The organism is Flagellimonas marinaquae (genome assembly GCF_003992675.1).
Lineage (GTDB): Bacteria > Bacteroidota > Bacteroidia > Flavobacteriales > Flavobacteriaceae > Flagellimonas > Flagellimonas marinaquae.
In genome coordinates, this window is the sequence record NZ_RZMZ01000014.1 from 218,984 (window position 1) to 235,902 (window position 16,919).

Annotated in this window: 15 protein-coding genes; 11 read left to right on the plus strand and 4 right to left on the minus strand. The window is 43.5% G+C overall.

The window, feature by feature from the left end; genetic code table 11:
- Window positions 1–117 precede the first annotated feature (117 nt).
- From EO130_RS08575 to EO130_RS15640, 6 genes are all read left to right on the plus strand, one after another.
- Window positions 118–1,362: a type IX secretion system plug protein gene (locus tag EO130_RS08575; RefSeq protein ID WP_127141101.1), complete on the plus strand. Its 1,245-nt coding sequence runs from the start codon at window positions 118–120 to the stop codon at window positions 1,360–1,362.
- A gap of 31 nt (window positions 1,363–1,393) precedes the next feature.
- Window positions 1,394–2,650 (plus strand): DUF3667 domain-containing protein, encoded by a 1,257-nt coding sequence (locus EO130_RS08580; RefSeq protein WP_127141102.1) that lies wholly within the window; start codon window positions 1,394–1,396, stop codon window positions 2,648–2,650.
- Between the two features lies 1 nt (window position 2,651).
- The gene (gene apaG / locus EO130_RS08585; protein ID WP_127141103.1) at window positions 2,652–3,038 is read left to right on the plus strand and encodes a Co2+/Mg2+ efflux protein ApaG; all 387 of its coding nucleotides are present in this window, start codon (window positions 2,652–2,654) and stop codon (window positions 3,036–3,038) included.
- A 73-nt stretch (window positions 3,039–3,111) separates the two neighbouring features.
- On the plus strand, window positions 3,112–4,740 hold the full coding sequence (pruA, locus tag EO130_RS08590) for an L-glutamate gamma-semialdehyde dehydrogenase (protein WP_127141104.1): 1,629 nt from the start codon (window positions 3,112–3,114) through the stop codon (window positions 4,738–4,740).
- A 74-nt stretch (window positions 4,741–4,814) separates the two neighbouring features.
- Entirely contained in the window at window positions 4,815–5,579 is a 765-nt protein-coding gene (locus EO130_RS08595; RefSeq protein ID WP_127141105.1) for a creatininase family protein, read from the plus strand.
- Window positions 5,580–5,720: 141 nt separating this feature from the next.
- Entirely contained in the window at window positions 5,721–5,843 is a 123-nt protein-coding gene (locus EO130_RS15640; RefSeq protein ID WP_262707325.1) for a hypothetical protein, read from the plus strand.
- Here the strand turns inward: EO130_RS15640 and rsmG are convergent, their stop codons facing one another.
- Window positions 5,844–6,479 (minus strand): 16S rRNA (guanine(527)-N(7))-methyltransferase RsmG, encoded by a 636-nt coding sequence (rsmG, locus tag EO130_RS08600; RefSeq protein ID WP_127141106.1) that lies wholly within the window; start codon window positions 6,477–6,479, stop codon window positions 5,844–5,846.
- A gap of 112 nt (window positions 6,480–6,591) precedes the next feature.
- On the opposite strand from rsmG, the gene EO130_RS08605 reads away from it, so the two are divergent.
- The 3 genes from EO130_RS08605 to EO130_RS08615 all read left to right on the plus strand — a co-directional run bounded on the left by EO130_RS08605 (window position 6,592) and on the right by EO130_RS08615 (window position 11,583).
- The gene (locus tag EO130_RS08605) at window positions 6,592–7,695 is read left to right on the plus strand and encodes a fatty acid desaturase family protein (RefSeq protein ID WP_127141107.1); all 1,104 of its coding nucleotides are present in this window, start codon (window positions 6,592–6,594) and stop codon (window positions 7,693–7,695) included.
- A gap of 13 nt (window positions 7,696–7,708) precedes the next feature.
- A complete protein-coding gene (locus EO130_RS08610) occupies window positions 7,709–8,896 on the plus strand; it encodes a pyridoxal phosphate-dependent aminotransferase (RefSeq protein WP_127141108.1) in 1,188 nt (395 codons plus the stop codon).
- A 215-nt stretch (window positions 8,897–9,111) separates the two neighbouring features.
- Window positions 9,112–11,583 carry a DUF5686 and carboxypeptidase regulatory-like domain-containing protein gene (locus EO130_RS08615; protein WP_127141109.1) on the plus strand — a complete coding sequence of 824 codons (2,472 nt, stop codon included), beginning with the start codon at window positions 9,112–9,114 and terminating at the stop codon, window positions 11,581–11,583.
- A gap of 129 nt (window positions 11,584–11,712) precedes the next feature.
- Here EO130_RS08615 and EO130_RS08620 read toward each other — a convergent pair whose 3' ends face one another.
- The gene (locus EO130_RS08620; RefSeq protein ID WP_127141110.1) at window positions 11,713–13,203 is read right to left on the minus strand and encodes a TrkH family potassium uptake protein; all 1,491 of its coding nucleotides are present in this window, start codon (window positions 13,201–13,203) and stop codon (window positions 11,713–11,715) included.
- On the minus strand, window positions 13,203–14,552 hold the full coding sequence (trkA, locus tag EO130_RS08625; protein ID WP_127141111.1) for a Trk system potassium transporter TrkA: 1,350 nt from the start codon (window positions 14,550–14,552) through the stop codon (window positions 13,203–13,205). Before trkA ends, EO130_RS08620 begins: the two co-directional genes overlap by 1 nt.
- A 195-nt stretch (window positions 14,553–14,747) precedes the next feature.
- On the opposite strand from trkA, the gene ubiE reads away from it, so the two are divergent.
- Window positions 14,748–15,476, plus strand: a complete 729-nt coding sequence (ubiE, locus tag EO130_RS08630) for a bifunctional demethylmenaquinone methyltransferase/2-methoxy-6-polyprenyl-1,4-benzoquinol methylase UbiE (RefSeq protein WP_127141112.1) — start codon at window positions 14,748–14,750, stop codon at window positions 15,474–15,476.
- A gap of 4 nt (window positions 15,477–15,480) precedes the next feature.
- The gene (porT, locus tag EO130_RS08635; RefSeq protein WP_127141113.1) at window positions 15,481–16,179 is read left to right on the plus strand and encodes a type IX secretion/gliding motility protein PorT/SprT; all 699 of its coding nucleotides are present in this window, start codon (window positions 15,481–15,483) and stop codon (window positions 16,177–16,179) included.
- A 1-nt stretch (window position 16,180) separates the two neighbouring features.
- Here porT and EO130_RS08640 read toward each other — a convergent pair whose 3' ends face one another.
- Window positions 16,181–16,864, minus strand: coding sequence for a TrmH family RNA methyltransferase (locus EO130_RS08640; RefSeq protein ID WP_313781335.1), 684 nt, complete (start codon window positions 16,862–16,864; stop codon window positions 16,181–16,183).
- Between the last annotated feature and the right edge of the window lie 55 nt (window positions 16,865–16,919).

Below are 16,919 nucleotides of genomic sequence, written 5' to 3' on the forward strand. Positions count from 1 at the left end.
CAAAAATAGCACTAAAAGGATTGTTTTCATAATAATTAACTATAAAATTGGGATTATAACGAGCTTAGTTCACAAAGCACACTTTTTGTTTAACTTTACCACAAAATAGTGTCCCAGATGCGTTTAACCTACATTTTAGTTCTACTCGTTTTGATGGCCAGGCCAACTTTTGGCCAAGTGATGGAGGAGGTGGAGCCACCAGAGAATATCAAATCGATAGTCTTTAAAGGTCCCACGGAAGACCAGTTTCCCGTCATTCAAATGGGCGAGTCCATCACCTTGGAGTTCGACGATCTTTTGGCCAATGAACAAGACTACTATTACAAAATCTTTCACTGCGATTACGATTGGACCCCGTCACAATTGTTGAAATCCCAGTATTTGGACGGAGCGGACAACCAGCGCATTATTGATTACGAAAACAGCTACACCACCCTACAGCCCTACTCCAACTATCGACTCACCATTCCCAATCAAAACGTACGATTGAGGGTGAGCGGCAACTATGTACTGGAAGTCTACAATAGCTATGGCGACCTTCAATTTTCAAGAAGGTTTGTTGTATACCGCAATGTGGTGAATGTGGCCGGTGTGGTAAAAAGGTCAAGGGACTTCAATTTCATCAACACCAAACAAGTGGTGCAGTTTACCATAAACACTGCTGGCTTTAACGTAGTCAACCCAAAGCGGGAAATCAAGGTAGCCATCATCCAAAACCACCAATGGCCAACGGCACTTTACAACATTCCGCCCCAATTTACCATTGGCACCGAACTCGTATATCGTTACAACGAGGAAACCAGTTTTTACGGCGGCAACGAATACCTGAATTTTGACACCAAAGACCTCAGGTCACCTACATTTGCCATTTCCAAGATTGAAATGAGAGAGGTGTACCATCACTATCTATTTACCAATCAATACAGATTCGATCAAGAGTATACCTATTTTCCCGACATCAACGGAGATTTTGTGGTGAGAACAATGCAAGGAGAAGATGTTTCCCGCGAAGCGGAATATTCCAAGGTACACTTTAGCCTACCCTACAGCAACTTAATTGGATTGGACAATGTATACGTTATCGGAAAGTTCAACAACTACGCACTTTCCGAGGAGAACAAGATGACCTTTAATGAAGAAAGCGGGAAATTTGAAGTAACCCTTCCCATTAAACAAGGCTTTTACAACTACAAATATGTGGTGCAGCGCGAAGACGGCACCATAGAACCCAATTTGGTCAGCGGAAATTTCCATTTCACAGAGAACAACTACCTCATCCTCGTATACTATCGTGATTTTGGCGAAATGTATGACAGTATAATAGGTATAGGCTCCGTAAACTCTCAAAATATCAGCAATTAATTATCTTTACCCTATCCTTATCTAAATTCTCATGGCTAAAAAGGGTGGGTTGATTACCAAAGGAAGGTACGAACTAAAGTTCCGTGGCGTGGAGTGCCTTAACTGCGGCCATCCATTGGACATTAGTGACAGGTATTGCCCCAATTGCTCACAGGCCAATAGTACTAAAAAGCTAACACTTAAAGACTTTCTGGATGAGTTCTTCTCTGGGCTGATCAACTATGACTCCAAACTACTGAAGACCCTTTCCGCACTGCTACTTAGGCCCGGAAGCATCACTAAGGATTATGTAAACGGAAAACGAATCACTTACACCAATCCATTCCGTTTTTTATTGAGCTTGGCCTTCCTCTACTTTTTGATGTTCACCTACAACAATAGTTTTTCCGGTTTGGACAAGGCCGCACGGGAATTCGACGGGAATATTTATGATGGCTCCCCCATCAGTTTTGATGTGGACTCGGGCAATTTTGAGGTGGATAGCACGGCCCTTGAGGAACAATCCGACAAAACCAAAAAAATGTTGGACTCCTTAAAGAAGACAAATCCCGGTGTTTTGATGGGCATGAACAAGTTGGACTCCATAAAGGAAGCCGACCCAAAACTGTCCGAACAGCTCCAATATATGGACTCCATCGGGGTGTTTGTACAAAGCGCCCAACGTAAAGAAAGGCAAAAGGATTCCTTGATGCATGCAGACCCTAGGGCCTATTTTAAAAGTCTGGGGAATGGTTCAGGAATCGAAAACTTTTCCAAAAAAGCGGAATTTTTTGGGTATTTCATTAAACAGGACACCTTGTATAGTTTTGATGAAGCACGGGAAAAATATGGCGTGGAAGAAACCACGACCAACAAAATGGCCTTTAACTTTTCCAATAGCATTTGGAAGATAATGAGTTCACCCGGACGATGGATCAACAGCACCATTTCCAAGCTTCCGTTTATCATATTTTTCTTTATGCCGGTCTTCACGGTTTTCATTTGGTTGGTGTACATCAGAAATAATAATACCTACACCGATCATCTTATTTTTAGTTTTCACAATCAGTCCCTCTTATTTATCTTGCTCATCCTTAGCCTAACATTGGATACCATTTTCAACTGGAACAGCTCGGGAATCTTTCTTTTGATTTTTGGCATTTACCTGTACAAGGCCATGCGAAAATTTTACGGCCAGGGAAGATTTAAAACTATTGTGAAATATATTTTTCTGAACACCATATTTATGATTTTGGCCTTTTTGACCATAATCGTGACGTTCACGGGAAGTGTCTTTACCTACAATTGATATGTTTACACAAGTAACGAAAGGAATCAAAGTTTCGGTCCGCACCACTTTTGAAGGTACGTTCTTCAAAAACTACAAGGTGCACTATGCGTTTGGCTACACCATCTGCATTGAAAATCTCAGCAAGGATACCGTGCAGCTTACCGCAAGGCATTGGGACGTATTCGACGCCCTTAAGGAAATGGAGACCATAGATGGCGAAGGCGTTATTGGTAGAAAGCCAGTAATCAAGCCGGGCGGCTCACACACCTACAGTTCCGGTTGCCTTTTGGCTTCGCCCGTAGGCGCCATGCGCGGCCACTACCACATGGTCAACTTTACCGACGCCAAGGAATTTGAGGTAGAAATCCCCACTTTTAAGTTTGCCGCACCATTTGCGATAAACTAACGCAGGCCATTTTATATTCCCTACAGGTTTCACTACCTTTGATAGAATTGTAAAACTCTAAAAATACATTTCTATGGGAAAAGGATTTTTTCAAGTTCCGACGGCTTACAACGAACCTGTATTGAGCTATGCTCCAGGTTCTCCCGAACGAGAAGAAGTACTGAATCAATATAAATCATTCTACAACCAGAAAGTGGACATTCCACTATATATCGGTAGCGAAGAGATAAAGACGGGCAATACCAAGCCACTTTCTCCTCCACACGACCATAAACATATCTTGGGCCATTACCATTTGGCAGAAAAAAGTCATGTGGAAAAGGCCATTTCCAACTGTTTGGAAGCAAGAAAGCGATGGGCAGACCTTACTTGGGAGCAACGTGCTGCCATTTTCTTAAAGGCCGCCGAGCTTATTGCCGGACCGTACCGCCAGAAAATGAACGCTGCCACCATGTTGGGGCAATCCAAGAATATTTATCAGGCCGAAATCGATTCTGCATGTGAGATTATCGACTTTTTGCGTTTCAATGTGGAGTACATGTCACAGATTTACGGGGAGCAACCGGAATCATCCGAAGGCGTTTGGAACCGCGTAGAGTATCGTCCGCTGGAAGGATTTGTTTACGCCATCACTCCTTTCAACTTTACCGCCATTGCAGGGAACCTTCCCGCCAGTGCTGCGATGATGGGCAATGTAGTGGTCTGGAAACCAAGTGATAGTCAAATCTATTCCGCAAAAATCATTGTGGATGTGTTCAAGGAGGCCGGACTGCCCGATGGCGTCATCAACGTGGTGTACGGCGACCCTGTGATGATTTCCGATACCGTGCTTGCCAGCCCGGATTTTTCAGGTATTCACTTTACAGGCTCTACGGATGTTTTTAAATCCCTTTGGAAACAGATTGGAAACAACATCCACAACTATAAAACCTACCCAAGAATTGTTGGGGAAACCGGAGGTAAGGATTTCATCATTGCCCACCCAACGGCAAAGCCGCAACAAGTGGCCACCGCTATCACACGAGGTGCGTTTGAGTTCCAAGGACAGAAATGTAGCGCCGCATCCCGCGTATACTTGCCCAAGTCCACAGCCAACGAAATCTTGGAATTAGTCAAGAAGGATATTGCTTCCTTCAATAAGCCTGGTTCGCCTGAGGATATGAGCAACTTTATTACCGCTGTAATCCACGAAGGGGCTTTTGATAAATTGGCAAAATACATCGACAAGGCAAAAGAAGATAAAGATGCCGAAATCATCGCCGGTGGCAATTACGATAAATCCGTGGGCTACTTTATTGAGCCGACCGTGATCTTGACTACCAATCCACAATATGAGACCATGTACACCGAGCTTTTTGGGCCTGTGGTCACCGTATATGTGTATGAAGACAACGACTGGAGCGAGACCTTAAAATTGGTAGACGGCACCTCCGAATATGGGTTGACAGGAGCTGTCCTATCAGGTGACCGCTACTCCATCGACGAAGCCACGAAAGCATTACAGAATGCTGCCGGTAACTTCTATATCAACGACAAACCGACAGGGGCCGTTGTGGGACAACAACCCTTCGGCGGGGCTAGGGCTTCCGGAACCAATGATAAAGCCGGGTCTATGCAAAACTTATTGCGATGGGTATCCCCTCGATTGATCAAGGAAACGTTTGTGACCCCTGAGGATTACCGCTATCCATTTTTGGGATAATCACAAAAACCACTATTTTCAAGGCCGTCATTCACCAATGGCGGCTTTTTTGTTCAACCTAATCCCGAGTATTCATGCCCAGACCCTATATTTTGGCCGAGACCAATTGGAAACACCTAAAAAACGAATCTTTCGATTTGGCCATACTGCCTTGGGGCGCTACCGAAGCCCATAATTACCACCTGCCATACGCCACCGATGTAATCGAAGGGACCTCTATTGCCGAGGAATCTGCGCGCATTGCCTGGGAGAAAGGAAGCAAGGTAGTAGTGCTGCCCACCATCCCTTTTGGAGTAAACACAGGGCAATCGGATATCTATTTGGACATGAACCTGAACCCCAGCACCCAATTTGCCATACTCAAGGACATCCTGACGGTATTGGACCGTCAGGGAGTGAAAAAGTTCATGATTTTGAACAGCCACGGTGGAAACAATTGGAAGGCCATCGTTCGGGAATTAGGGCTTCTTTTCCCCGAAATGTTCCTTTGCATCACCAACTGGTTTAAACTAGGCAGTGAATCTGGAGTATTTGAACTACCAGGTGACCATGCCGATGAAATGGAGACCAGTTTAATACTGCACTTGGCCCCTGAACTAGTATTGCCCAGAGAAGAATGGGGAAGCGGCAAGGAACTCAAGAACAAAATCAAAGCCTTTACCGAGGGCTGGGCTTGGTCCGAACGCCCATGGTCCAAAATAAGTGAAGATACCGGAGTTGGCGACCCTAGTAAAGCGACCAAAGAAAAAGGGGAAGTATTTTTTAATATGGTCTGTGCGAAGATGGGACAACTTTTTGTGGATATAGCCCAAACAGATATGGACGAACTATACCAGTAAGACCGTTGCACCATGTGGAGGCATTACCATAAAAAAGTGCCTAAAAGAGTGTTGTCAGCGCAATATCAATGTAAATTTAACGTTAACTAATTGTAAATTAAACGTAATCTAACTATATTTACGTTTCAAAATCAATTTGTTATGACAGCAGGAATAAGTGCATGGGGAAAATTGATGATCAAAAAGTATCAGCAATTATGGCAATATGCCAAGGAATACGCCAGAAAATGTAGATTGGTGTATAAAAGGATGTACAGTATTTAATTACCCCTTATACTTTTGGGGCAGATACACTACTTTTTTGGTCTCGAAAAACTCTTCTTCAAAATATTCATTTAAATCGAATACCTGAACGGTCTCATAGCCTTTCAATTCTTCGGTAAGGTCTCCGCCCTTAAGGTAAAGTATGCCGTTTTTTCGTTGGTGGGACGAATCTTTTTTGATTTTTCCCTTGGTCCAGTGCACAAAGGTTGGCATAGCGGCCACGGCCCTGCTTACGATAAAATCGAACTGGCCAGGAATATCCTCCACTCGGGAATGATAGGTTTTAACATTGGTCAGGCCCAAGCCTTCTACCACTTCATCTACCACCTTAATTTTTTTTCCTATGGCATCTACCAAGGTGAACTTCACATTTGGAAATAGTATGGCCAAAGGGATGCCCGGAAAGCCGCCACCAGTACCGACATCCAAAATATGGGAACCTTCATTGAACGATTGAATCTGCGCAATGCCTAGAGAATGCAGCACATGGCGCAGGTACAGCTCATCAATATCCTTTCTGGAAACCACATTTATCTTTTGGTTCCAATCCTTGTACAACGCTTCAAGCTTAGCGAACTGCTCTTGCTGTTCTTCATTGAGCGTCGTAAAATATTTAAAGACAAGTTCCGCTTTCATCTACAACCATTATTTTTGACAAAACTAATACTTTTAACGACCTTAACACCGTTCTAACATAACCTTGTTAACCTAAAGAAGCTTTTTAGTTACCTTTGTAAAAATTTTTAATATGAATACGAATACCGTCCGGTTTTCTAGAAAGGATTCCGCGCAATTTTTCAGAACGCTGAACAAAAGAGTAAACGAATACTTTAAAGAAAATAACCTCAAGAAAACCGGGAACTGGAAACTTCACTTGAAAACCATTGTGATGTTTGCCCTCTTTTTGACCCCTTATTTTTTGATGTTGACCTTGAACCTGCCCTTCTGGGGCTATTTGTTACTCTCCATAACCATGGGTGTGGGAATGGCCGGAGTGGGAATGAACGTGATGCATGATGGCAACCACGGTGCCTACTCCAATAAGAAATGGGTAAACAAACTAATGGGCAGCAGCATCTACATTTTGGCTGGAAACGTTTACAACTGGCAAGTACAGCACAATGTGCTGCACCATACCTATACCAATATCCACGAACATGACGAGGACATGGAAGCGGGAAGGATATTACGATTTTCAAAACACGCTGAGTGGAGAAAACACCATAAATTTCAACATTATTATTCCATTTTGCTATATGGCCTATTGACCTTTAACTGGGCAATTACTACAGATTTCCAACAGATGTATCGCTACATGAAACGGAAACTGAGCTACGGAAAACTGCCAAATCCAGTAATCAACTGGAGTACATTGGTCATCACAAAAGTGATTTATATAACCATTTGGATTGTACTACCATTGATTTTTGTGGACATAGCTTGGTGGCAAGTTTTGCTTGGATTCTTTATCATGCACTATGTGGCAGGGGTTATCCTTAGCGTTGTTTTCCAATTGGCACACATTGTGGATCATGCAGACACACCGCTTCCCGATGAAGCCGGAAATATGAAAAATACGTGGGCTATCCACCAATTGTTCACCACTGTGAATTTTGGTACCAAGAACCGCATCGTAAACTGGTTTACCGGCGGATTGAACCATCAGGTAGAGCACCATATTTTCCCGAACATCAGCCACATTCATTACACAAATATTTCCAAAATTGTGAAACAAACGGCACGGGAATTCAATTTGCCCTACCACGAGTATAAAACTACCAGAAAAGCTATAATTTCGCACTTCAAACACCTAAAGGAACTGGGCAAAAATCCAGCCCTTCAGTATCAGTAAAAAAGAAGCATCAATGAGCAACCATCTATCTGACAGGATCAAGAACATGTCCACGTCAGCAACTTTGGCCATGGCTGCCAAAGCACGGGAATTACGAAATGAAGGAAAAGATATTATCGGCTTGAGCTTGGGGGAACCCGATTTCAACATTCCCGATTTTATAAAGGATGCCGCCAAACAGGCCATCGACGAAAATTATAGCAGTTACACGCCAGTGGATGGATATGCGGAGCTAAAGACCGCCATTTCCAACAAGTTCAAAAGGGACAATAATCTTGATTACGGACCCAACCAAATCGTGGTTTCTACAGGGGCAAAGCAGTCGCTCTTCAATGTGGCCATGGTGGTTCTCAATCCAGGAGACGAGGTGATATTGCCCGCACCCTACTGGGTAAGTTATAGCGATATCGTTAAATTGGCCGAAGGGGTGCCCGTAGAGGTCCTTACCCAAATCGATACCGATTTTAAAATGACGCCCGAGCAATTGGAAGCGGCTATTACTCCAAAAACCAAAATGCTTTGGTTCAGCTCGCCCTGTAACCCTAGTGGTTCGGTTTACAGTAAGGAAGAATTGGAAGGTTTGGCCGAGGTACTCAAAAAGTATCCAGACATTTATGTAGTATCGGATGAAATCTACGAGCACATCAATTTTGCTGGCGGACATGTAAGCATAGCTGGGATTGATGGGATGTATGACAGAACAGTAACCGTGAACGGCGTATCCAAAGCTTTTGCCATGACAGGCTGGAGGATTGGGTACATTGGTGCTCCCGAATGGATTGCCAAAGGATGTACCAAACTCCAGGGACAGGTAACCAGTGGAGCGAACGCCATTGCACAACGGGCCGTTATAACCGCTTTGGAAGCACCCGTAAGCAAAATCAAATACATGATTGACAAGTTCCATGAAAGAAGGGACCTTGTCCTTGAACTTTTAGGAGAAATCGAAGGATTCAACCTAAACGTGCCAGAAGGAGCATTTTATGTATTCCCGGATATCTCTGCATTTTTTGGAAAAAGCTTGAATGGGGTGACCATTAATAATGCTTCCGATTTTTCACTGTATCTATTGGAACATGCCAATGTAGCCACCGTTACGGGCGAAGCCTTTGGAAATCCAAATTGCATTCGAATTTCTTATGCGGCATCGGAAAATGAATTGAAGGAAGCCATTGTGCGGATTAAAAATGCATTGACCTAATATGGATCCAAAAGTATATCAAGGGCCTTAGCTTAAGCTAGGGCCTTTTTTTTTGGATACAATTCAGACCATAATTTCTACCGCATATCCTAAAAATAAAACGATTCGGTACCAATCATGTTCGCTTCAACCTGACCTTTACTATATTTACGCTGAATAGGGGTGTTTCCTGAATTATCATTTTTACCTACTTCATAATTTTAGTGTCATCTGCCATGTACTATAAAATTATTTTCTTATTGCTTTTGATGGTGGTCAGTATCGACTGCAACGCACAGGTGTTTGGAAAAGTAACGAATTCCGAACAAGAGCCACTTCCATTTGTAAACATTTATGTTGAAGGTACCCTAAATGGTACAACCACCAATGACGCGGGTACGTATCAATTACCTTTGTCCGCCGATGAAGAACAAGTGATCGTATTTAAATATTTGGGGTACAAGACAGAGAAAAGAACTCTTACAGCTAGTCAAAACAAGGTAGAATTGAACATGGTACTCGAAGAGGAATCTGTACAATTGGGCGGTGTTGAAGTAAACGCCAAAGAAAATCCGGCCAATAATATCATTCAAAAAGCCATTGAAAAAAGAGCAGACATCAAAGAAAAGTTGGCCACTTACACGGCAAATTTCTATTCCAAAGGACTTATCCGTATCGAGGGTGCCCCCGAACGAATCCTAGGTCAGGATTTGGGTGATTTTGGAGGAGGACTGGATTCGACACGTACAGGCATTGTGTATCTATCCGAAACCGTTTCCAATATTTCAAAAAAAGACAAACACTTTACCGAGACCATTGTAGCCTCCAAAGTGGCCGGAGATGACAATGGCTTTAGTTTCAACGCAGCTTCTGACGTTGACTTTTCTCTGTATGACAATTCCTTTTCGCTCGGAGGGGCCACTCAGCTCGTATCGCCCATCGCGGAAAATGCCTTTAGCTACTACAACTACAAGCTGGTCGGTACTTTTTACGAAGACGGCAATGTTTTGATCAACCAAATAGAAATCACACCAAAGCGGGAGCAGGACAAGACGTTCAGCGGGACCATTTATATTGTTGAAAATGACTGGTCCATTTATGCTGCAGACCTTCAAACTACCGGACAGCAAGCCCAGATTATTCCGGTAGATACTTTTTTTCTAAAACAACGTTACAATTACTCCCCCAAACAAAAGTTGTGGCTCAAAGTATTACAAAGTCTGGATTTTAAATATTCAATTTTGGGCTTTAAAGGGGATGGCAGGTTCACAGCGGCCTACAAGAATTATGATCTAGAGCCCCAACTAACAAAATCAGACTTTACCAATAAAATTCTGGATTTTGAGGAAAACGCCAATAAGAAAGACTCCCTATACTGGTCCAGTCTCCGCCCTGTTCCGTTGACGCCTGAGGAAAAAAAAGACTACCTAAGAAAAGACAGTATTCAGGTTATTCGAAAATCAGAACAATATTTGGACTCGATAGATGCCAAGGGGAATCGGTTTAAATGGTCAAACCTATTTTTGGGCTACACCTACAGCGATACGTTCAATGAGACCTATTATGTGGTGGAATCACCTATTCAGAATCTGCTTTTCAATACCGTGCAAGGATGGCATGGCTCGCTAACACTGGATTATATAAAATTGAATGAGGAAAAAGGCAGTCGTTTTGGTCTTGGTGGAACACTTAATTATGGCCAATCCGACAAACGCTTGAGACCCACTTTCTCCATGTCGTACCGTTTCAATAAGTTCTCTAGGCCCTATATAAGGTTCAGAGCTGGAACAGAGGTAGTTCAATTTAATAATGAAGAACCCATTACCCCTCTAGGGAATACCATTACTACTATTTTCTTTGAAAATAATTTTGCAAAATTCTACGACCGTACCTTTACAGAGGTTTTCCATTCCATAGAATTGACCAATGGGATTCGAGGCAATGTGTTGGTCGTTTACGAAGACCGGAAGCCGCTCTTCAATACCGTATCGAGCACCCCTTTTAGTTCCGACCCGGCTGATTTCTCGTCCAACAACCCTTTAGACCCTACCGATACCAACAACGCCGGGATTGTAGATCATACCTTGGTGCGTATGGATTTGGGGTTCCGTATTCGGTTTGGGCAAAAATATCTGAGCTATCCAGACGAAAAAATAAATATTCCCAATGAACGGTATCCTACGCTATCACTGGGCTATGAAAACGGATTTTTGTCAAACAACAGCGATAATCACTTCCACCAGTTCAAGGCTGGCTTGTCCCAAGCCTTTAACATCGCCGACAAGGGCCGTTTTGCCTATAATTTTAGGGGCGGAAGCTTTTTAAACGCGGAAAATATATCATTTGTGGATTATCAGCATTTCAACGGAAACGAATCCCACATCACATTAAGGAGCTACATGGATTCCTTTTTCCTACTGCCCTATTATAACTTTAGTACCAATCAAAGCTATTTTGAAGGGCATCTCGAGCATAATTTCAAGGGTTGGGTCATGAACAAGCTACCCCTACTGCGCAAACTGAACGCCCATTTGATTTTTTCAGGGAAACTTTTGGCTACTGAAGGGAACACCCCCTACTCCGAATTTGGCGTTGCATTGGGTAACCTGGGTATTAAAAAGTTCCGCTTTTTACGAGTAGGATATGCCCAAAGCTATTTTAATGGTACAGTGGAAAGAGGTATCAACATAGGACTGAGCTTTCCGTAACGAAAGATATGGTCCTCTTGTGATTGGATTCTCGTGCAGGTCCCAAACTGTTTTTATGGGAATACTTTCATGTATTGTTTTGCCCACAAAAAGAAAAACAAAAGTCTCTTTTTAAGAGATTCTTTAACCTTAAGTCTTTTTCCAGAAGTACGGGGTAAGGACAATCAGTACGGTAAATAGTTCCAATCGCCCCAAGAGCATCAAAAAGCCACACCACCATTTTCCAGCCGCTGGGAGACTGTTATAGTTGCTCACGGGGTTTAAACTTCCTAAAGCAGGACCTACATTACCCAGAGAAGAGGCCGAACCACCTACCGCAGAAACAAAGTCCAGTCCTAAAAACCCTAGCACCAATGACCCTATTATAAACAACAGCATGTAGAGCACAAAAAAAGCGATTACGTTGTACACGATATGCTCTGTTACCGTTTTTTGATTGTAGCGAACGGGAATCACCGCATTGGGGTGAAGTGTACGCTTAAATTCCAAAATACCATTCTTAATGATGAGCAGGTGCCGCATCACCTTGATTCCACCAGCCGTGGAACCCGCAGATCCGCCGAGAAACATCAAACCAAAAAAGAAAACCGTTAAAAATGGGGTCCATGAGGTAAAATCTGCCGACACAAAACCTGTGGTAGTAATGACCGCTATCACTTGAAAAAGACTATGCCTAAAGGCACTTTCGGCCTCCCCAAGCACCTTCGGATGAAAATCAGAGATGGGAACATCTGCCTTAAAGTAAACCCCGAGTGCGGCAATCAGGGTGAATATCACGATAAATCCAAAATAGTACTTGAACTCTTCATCCCTTAAGATACGCTGTCCGCGGCCCGTGAGGGCAAAATAACTGAGTACAAAATTACTTCCTGCCAGAAACATAAACAGGATAACGATATATTGAATCAAGGGTTGGTCGTTCCAGTAGGCCAAACTGGCATTTTTGGTGGAAAACCCTCCTGTGGACATGGTAGCCAGCGCGTGGTTGATGGCATCAAAAAATGACATTCCAGCAAATTTTAGCAACAAGCTTTCCAATACGGTATAGCCGAAATAGATAAGCCAAAGACGCTTTGCAGTATCGGTAATCCTGGGATGCAGTTTATCCCCGCCAGGGCCTGGTGCTTCTGCAGCGAATAGCTGCATCCCTCCAATGCCCAGCAGCGGTAATATGGCGATGGCCAAAACGATGATTCCCATCCCCCCGATCCAGTGCGTAAGGCTCCTCCATAGCAAAATGCCTTCTGGCAAGGCCTCAATATCATCCAAAATGGAAGCTCCTGTTGTGGTATATCCCGACATGGTCTCAAAAAAAGCATCGGTAATGGAGGGTATGGCACCGGAAAAAAGATAAGGCAGCGTGCCTGAGATAGACATGATAATCCATCCAAAGGTCACTACAATATACCCTTCCTTTCTTTTGACTTCTTTTTTATGACCTCTAGTGTAGAACATGGCCATGACCCCAAAAAGCATGGTGACTATGGCAGCAAGCATGATATCCATTGTCACACCATCCTTGTAGATACCACTCGCCAGTGCGGCCAATAACATAAAGGAACCATTGCAAAGCAGCAATAGTCCCATAATATGAATAATGATCTGTGTATTGAGCTTCATTAGAGGAACAGCTTTTCTATCCTAGGTATGGCTTTTGGCAAGCAGCAGACCACAACCTTATCCCCTTCCATAATTCTAAAATCACCAAGGGCAATAATCCCTTCGCCATTTCTGATGACCCCACCGATACTGGCTTCTCTCGGAAAGTTCAACTCCCGGATAATCTCTCCGTTCACCAAAGAAGTGGCCTTCACCTCAAATTCCAAAATCTCGGCATTCAAGTTGTTCAAACGGGTCAATGCCAATACCTCGCCCTTACGAATGTATCTGAAAATACTGTTGGCGGCAAGCAGCTTTTTATTGATCAAGGTGTCAACTCCAATAGAGTGGGACAACTGGAAGTAATCCATATTTTCTACCAAGGCGATGGTCTTCTTAATTTTTTTGTTCTTCGCCACCAGGCATGACATAATATTGGTTTCGGAGTTCCCAGTTACCGCGATAAAGGCATCCATGGATTCGAGATTCTCCTCCTCCAGAAGCTCCACGTTGCGTCCATCTCCATTAATAACCAAGGCGTGTGGCAATTCATCCGCAATATCAAAGGCCTTTTCCTTGTTCTTTTCAATCAACTTTACATTGAATTTTTTATTGCAGAGATCGCGTGCCGTTTTAAATCCGACCTTGCTTCCTCCCAAGATCATCACATTTTTGATGTCCTGTTTTTGCATACCGGAGAGTTTGTACAACTCCTCCACTCCTTTGTCTGAAGTAATGAAATACACCTGATCACCTTCCTTGAAAATGGTATCACCCCGAGGAATCAAGGTAAATTGGGTGCCCGTACGCTGCAGGGCGATAGGCATAAAATTGAGTTCAGGAAAAATTCTTGCAGCTTCTTTGACCATTTTACCGACAAAGGGTGCCGTTTTGGGGAGAATTACCCCAAACATGGTCAACAAGCCTTCTTCAAATTGGTAGGTATCGTTAAAAGCCGACTGATTGAGCATTAGCTGGATTTCCATGGCGGCAAGGCGTTCAGGGGAAATCAGTTCATCGATGCCCAATTCCTCAAACTTGATCAAATCCCGGTTGTCCATAAACTCGGTGTTGGAGATACGTGCCATGGTCCTTTTGCAACCAAGCTGCTTCGCAAGAACACACAAGGTCAAATTTGTGGTCTCCGAAGCCGTAACACCGATTACAAGATCGGAACCATCTACTTGGGCATCCTGCAAAACCTGTATGGAAGTGGCATCGCCACGAAGCACACGGATGTCCAAGTGGTTATCCGCATAGGACAAGCGTTCCTTATCGGTATCGATCAAGGTGATTTCTTGGGCTTCGTAGGACAGTAATTTTGCCAAATGAAATCCAACTTCACCAGCACCTGCAATAATGATTCTCATGGATTAGAATAGGATGTGTTCTTAAATAAGTTCAATTTGCACGGCACAACCGTGGCAAAGATTGGTATGCCCAACGTAAAGTCCATACTTTTAAACAACTACGGAAAAACAAAATCCGTTAGGGGGCAAAATTACACAAATATTTTTGTCTTCATCCCCTAACCTAAGTTGTATATTTGCGATCAAATTAAAGCGATGTCAAAAAAGGTAACCCCCTACAAAGAATCAGAGCTGGGAAAAAAGGAGCAAGTAAGACAAATGTTCGATAATATATCTGGAAGTTACGATGGTCTCAACCGGGTAATTTCCTTTGGAACGGACGTTAAATGGCGCAAGCGCATCGTTACCTTTTTAAAAGAAAAATCCCCGGATTCCATCTTGGACATCGCCACTGGTACAGGCGACCTGGCCATCGCCATGGCCCATACAGGGGCCAAAAAAATTGTGGGCCTCGATCTTTCTCCCGGTATGCTGGAGGTGGGAAAGCACAAAGTGGCACATAAAAATCTCGAAAGTACCATTGAGATGGTGGTAGGCGACAGCGAAAACCTCCCTTTTGAGGACAATTCGTTCGATGCGATTACCGTGGCCTTCGGTGTGCGTAATTTTGAAGACCTTGAAAAAGGATTGGAAGAAATCTATAGGGTACTCAAACCAGAAGGACATTTTGTGGTATTGGAAACTTCGGTGCCCACAAAAACCCCATTTAAGCAAGGTTACAACATCTATACAAAACACATTATGCCCACCATTGGCAAACTGTTCTCCAAGGACAGGTCCGCCTATACCTATTTAAGCGAATCGGCCTCTGTTTTTCCACATGGGGAGGCTTTCAACAATATTTTGAGGAAAATCGGGTTTATAGGAGTAGAGAACAAACCACAGACAATGGGTGTTGCATCCATTTATGTTGCTTCAAAATAGATTGATGAAAAATCTCCTGATTTTCTTAGGACTGATCGTGTTATCAAGCCCAATGGCCAATGCCCAATTTGGCAGCGACCCTATTTTAAACCTTCAGAATGAGGACAAAAAATTTCTGAACTGGGGGTATTATCTTGGTTTTAACCAGTACGATTTTCAGTTTGAATACAAGGAGGATATAGGAAGGGATATCTTGGTCGACAAGAGTTTTGGCTTCAATGTGGGGTTGATTGGCGAACTGCGAATCAATGAATTTTTGGATGCGCGGTTTGAGCCTGGCCTACTTTACACAGCCCGAACTTTGGGCTTTCCTGGCTTCACCAATCAAGTGGATGCTATCCGTGAGGTGCGTTCCACCTACATTCGATTTCCGTTTTTGCTCAAGGCCAGTACTCGACGCATCGGTAACTGGAAACCATTTATTACAGCTGGGGTGTACACATCCATCAACCTGGGCAGCAACGAAGATAGTTTGGATGACAACAGCACGGGACAGTTCCGCATGAAGCAGAACGTATATGGATATGAACTTGGGTTTGGAATCGATTTTTACACCGAATATTTCAAATTTACCCCATCCATAAGGGGCGTTTTCGCACTTACGGACGAGCTGGTCCCAGATAATGACCCCAATAGCCCATGGACCGGTAACATAGCAGCCATGCGAACCAGGGGCATTTTTATCAACTTTACTTTTGAATAACCTATTCCCTTCTAATTTCGTTCAACAGGATGGCAGTTGCCGTGGCGACATTCAAGCTTTCGGTAGTGACTCCTCCAAATTGCGGAATTGAGATACGTTCGGCAATCAATTTCCCGACTTTTTCCGAAATACCATTGGCCTCGTTGCCCATGACCAAAATGCCGTTTTTACCCAAATTGGAATGATAAATAGAGGCTCCGTCCATATAGGCGCCATAAACCGGACGTTCTGTTTGGGTAAGATAGTCAACCACATCGGTATAGCTAACGGAAACTCTGGCAATGGACCCCATGGTCGCCTGTAACACTTTGGGATTGTAACAATCTACTGTATCCGTGGAGCACACCAATTCAGATATACCGAACCAATCGCATAAACGGATGATGGTTCCTAAATTTCCTGGATCTCGGACAGCATCCAAAACCACTGTCCAATCCGCTTTTACTTTATCTTTGGGCTCCATCATGTGAAAAACCCCCAAGACCCCACTAGGACGGGTCAAACTGCTCATTTGCTTCAGCACTTGGGCGGAAACAAGCTTTGCCTGGTCAAACTGTTTCAGAAGTTCTGGTTCGTCCACAAATAGTCCAAAGGGTTTTACAGCGGCTTCTATCAACTCACGAACCACCTTTTCGCCTTCCACCACAAAAAGACCATGTTGAGATCGGTACTTTTTTTGCTTCAAGCTTACAACTAGTTTAATTTGGTTTTTTGTAACCATCTAAATCGTGTATTTTTGG

What these genes read in the sequence shown, in the direction of transcription:
- EO130_RS08575 (WP_127141101.1), top strand. Translation starts at nt 118, where the DNA reads ATGCGTTTAACCTACATTTTAGTTCTACTCGTTTTGATGGCCAGGCCA.
- EO130_RS08580 (WP_127141102.1), top strand. Translation starts at nt 1,394, where the DNA reads ATGGCTAAAAAGGGTGGGTTGATTACCAAAGGAAGGTACGAACTAAAG.
- apaG (WP_127141103.1), top strand. Translation starts at nt 2,652, where the DNA reads ATGTTTACACAAGTAACGAAAGGAATCAAAGTTTCGGTCCGCACCACT.
- pruA (WP_127141104.1), top strand. Translation starts at nt 3,112, where the DNA reads ATGGGAAAAGGATTTTTTCAAGTTCCGACGGCTTACAACGAACCTGTA.
- EO130_RS08595 (WP_127141105.1), top strand. Translation starts at nt 4,815, where the DNA reads ATGCCCAGACCCTATATTTTGGCCGAGACCAATTGGAAACACCTAAAA.
- EO130_RS15640 (WP_262707325.1), top strand. Translation starts at nt 5,721, where the DNA reads ATGACAGCAGGAATAAGTGCATGGGGAAAATTGATGATCAAAAAGTAT.
- rsmG (WP_127141106.1), bottom strand. Translation starts at nt 6,479, where the DNA reads ATGAAAGCGGAACTTGTCTTTAAATATTTTACGACGCTCAATGAAGAA.
- EO130_RS08605 (WP_127141107.1), top strand. Translation starts at nt 6,592, where the DNA reads ATGAATACGAATACCGTCCGGTTTTCTAGAAAGGATTCCGCGCAATTT.
- EO130_RS08610 (WP_127141108.1), top strand. Translation starts at nt 7,709, where the DNA reads ATGAGCAACCATCTATCTGACAGGATCAAGAACATGTCCACGTCAGCA.
- EO130_RS08615 (WP_127141109.1), top strand. Translation starts at nt 9,112, where the DNA reads ATGTACTATAAAATTATTTTCTTATTGCTTTTGATGGTGGTCAGTATC.
- EO130_RS08620 (WP_127141110.1), bottom strand. Translation starts at nt 13,203, where the DNA reads ATGAAGCTCAATACACAGATCATTATTCATATTATGGGACTATTGCTG.
- trkA (WP_127141111.1), bottom strand. Translation starts at nt 14,552, where the DNA reads ATGAGAATCATTATTGCAGGTGCTGGTGAAGTTGGATTTCATTTGGCA.
- ubiE (WP_127141112.1), top strand. Translation starts at nt 14,748, where the DNA reads ATGTCAAAAAAGGTAACCCCCTACAAAGAATCAGAGCTGGGAAAAAAG.
- porT (WP_127141113.1), top strand. Translation starts at nt 15,481, where the DNA reads ATGAAAAATCTCCTGATTTTCTTAGGACTGATCGTGTTATCAAGCCCA.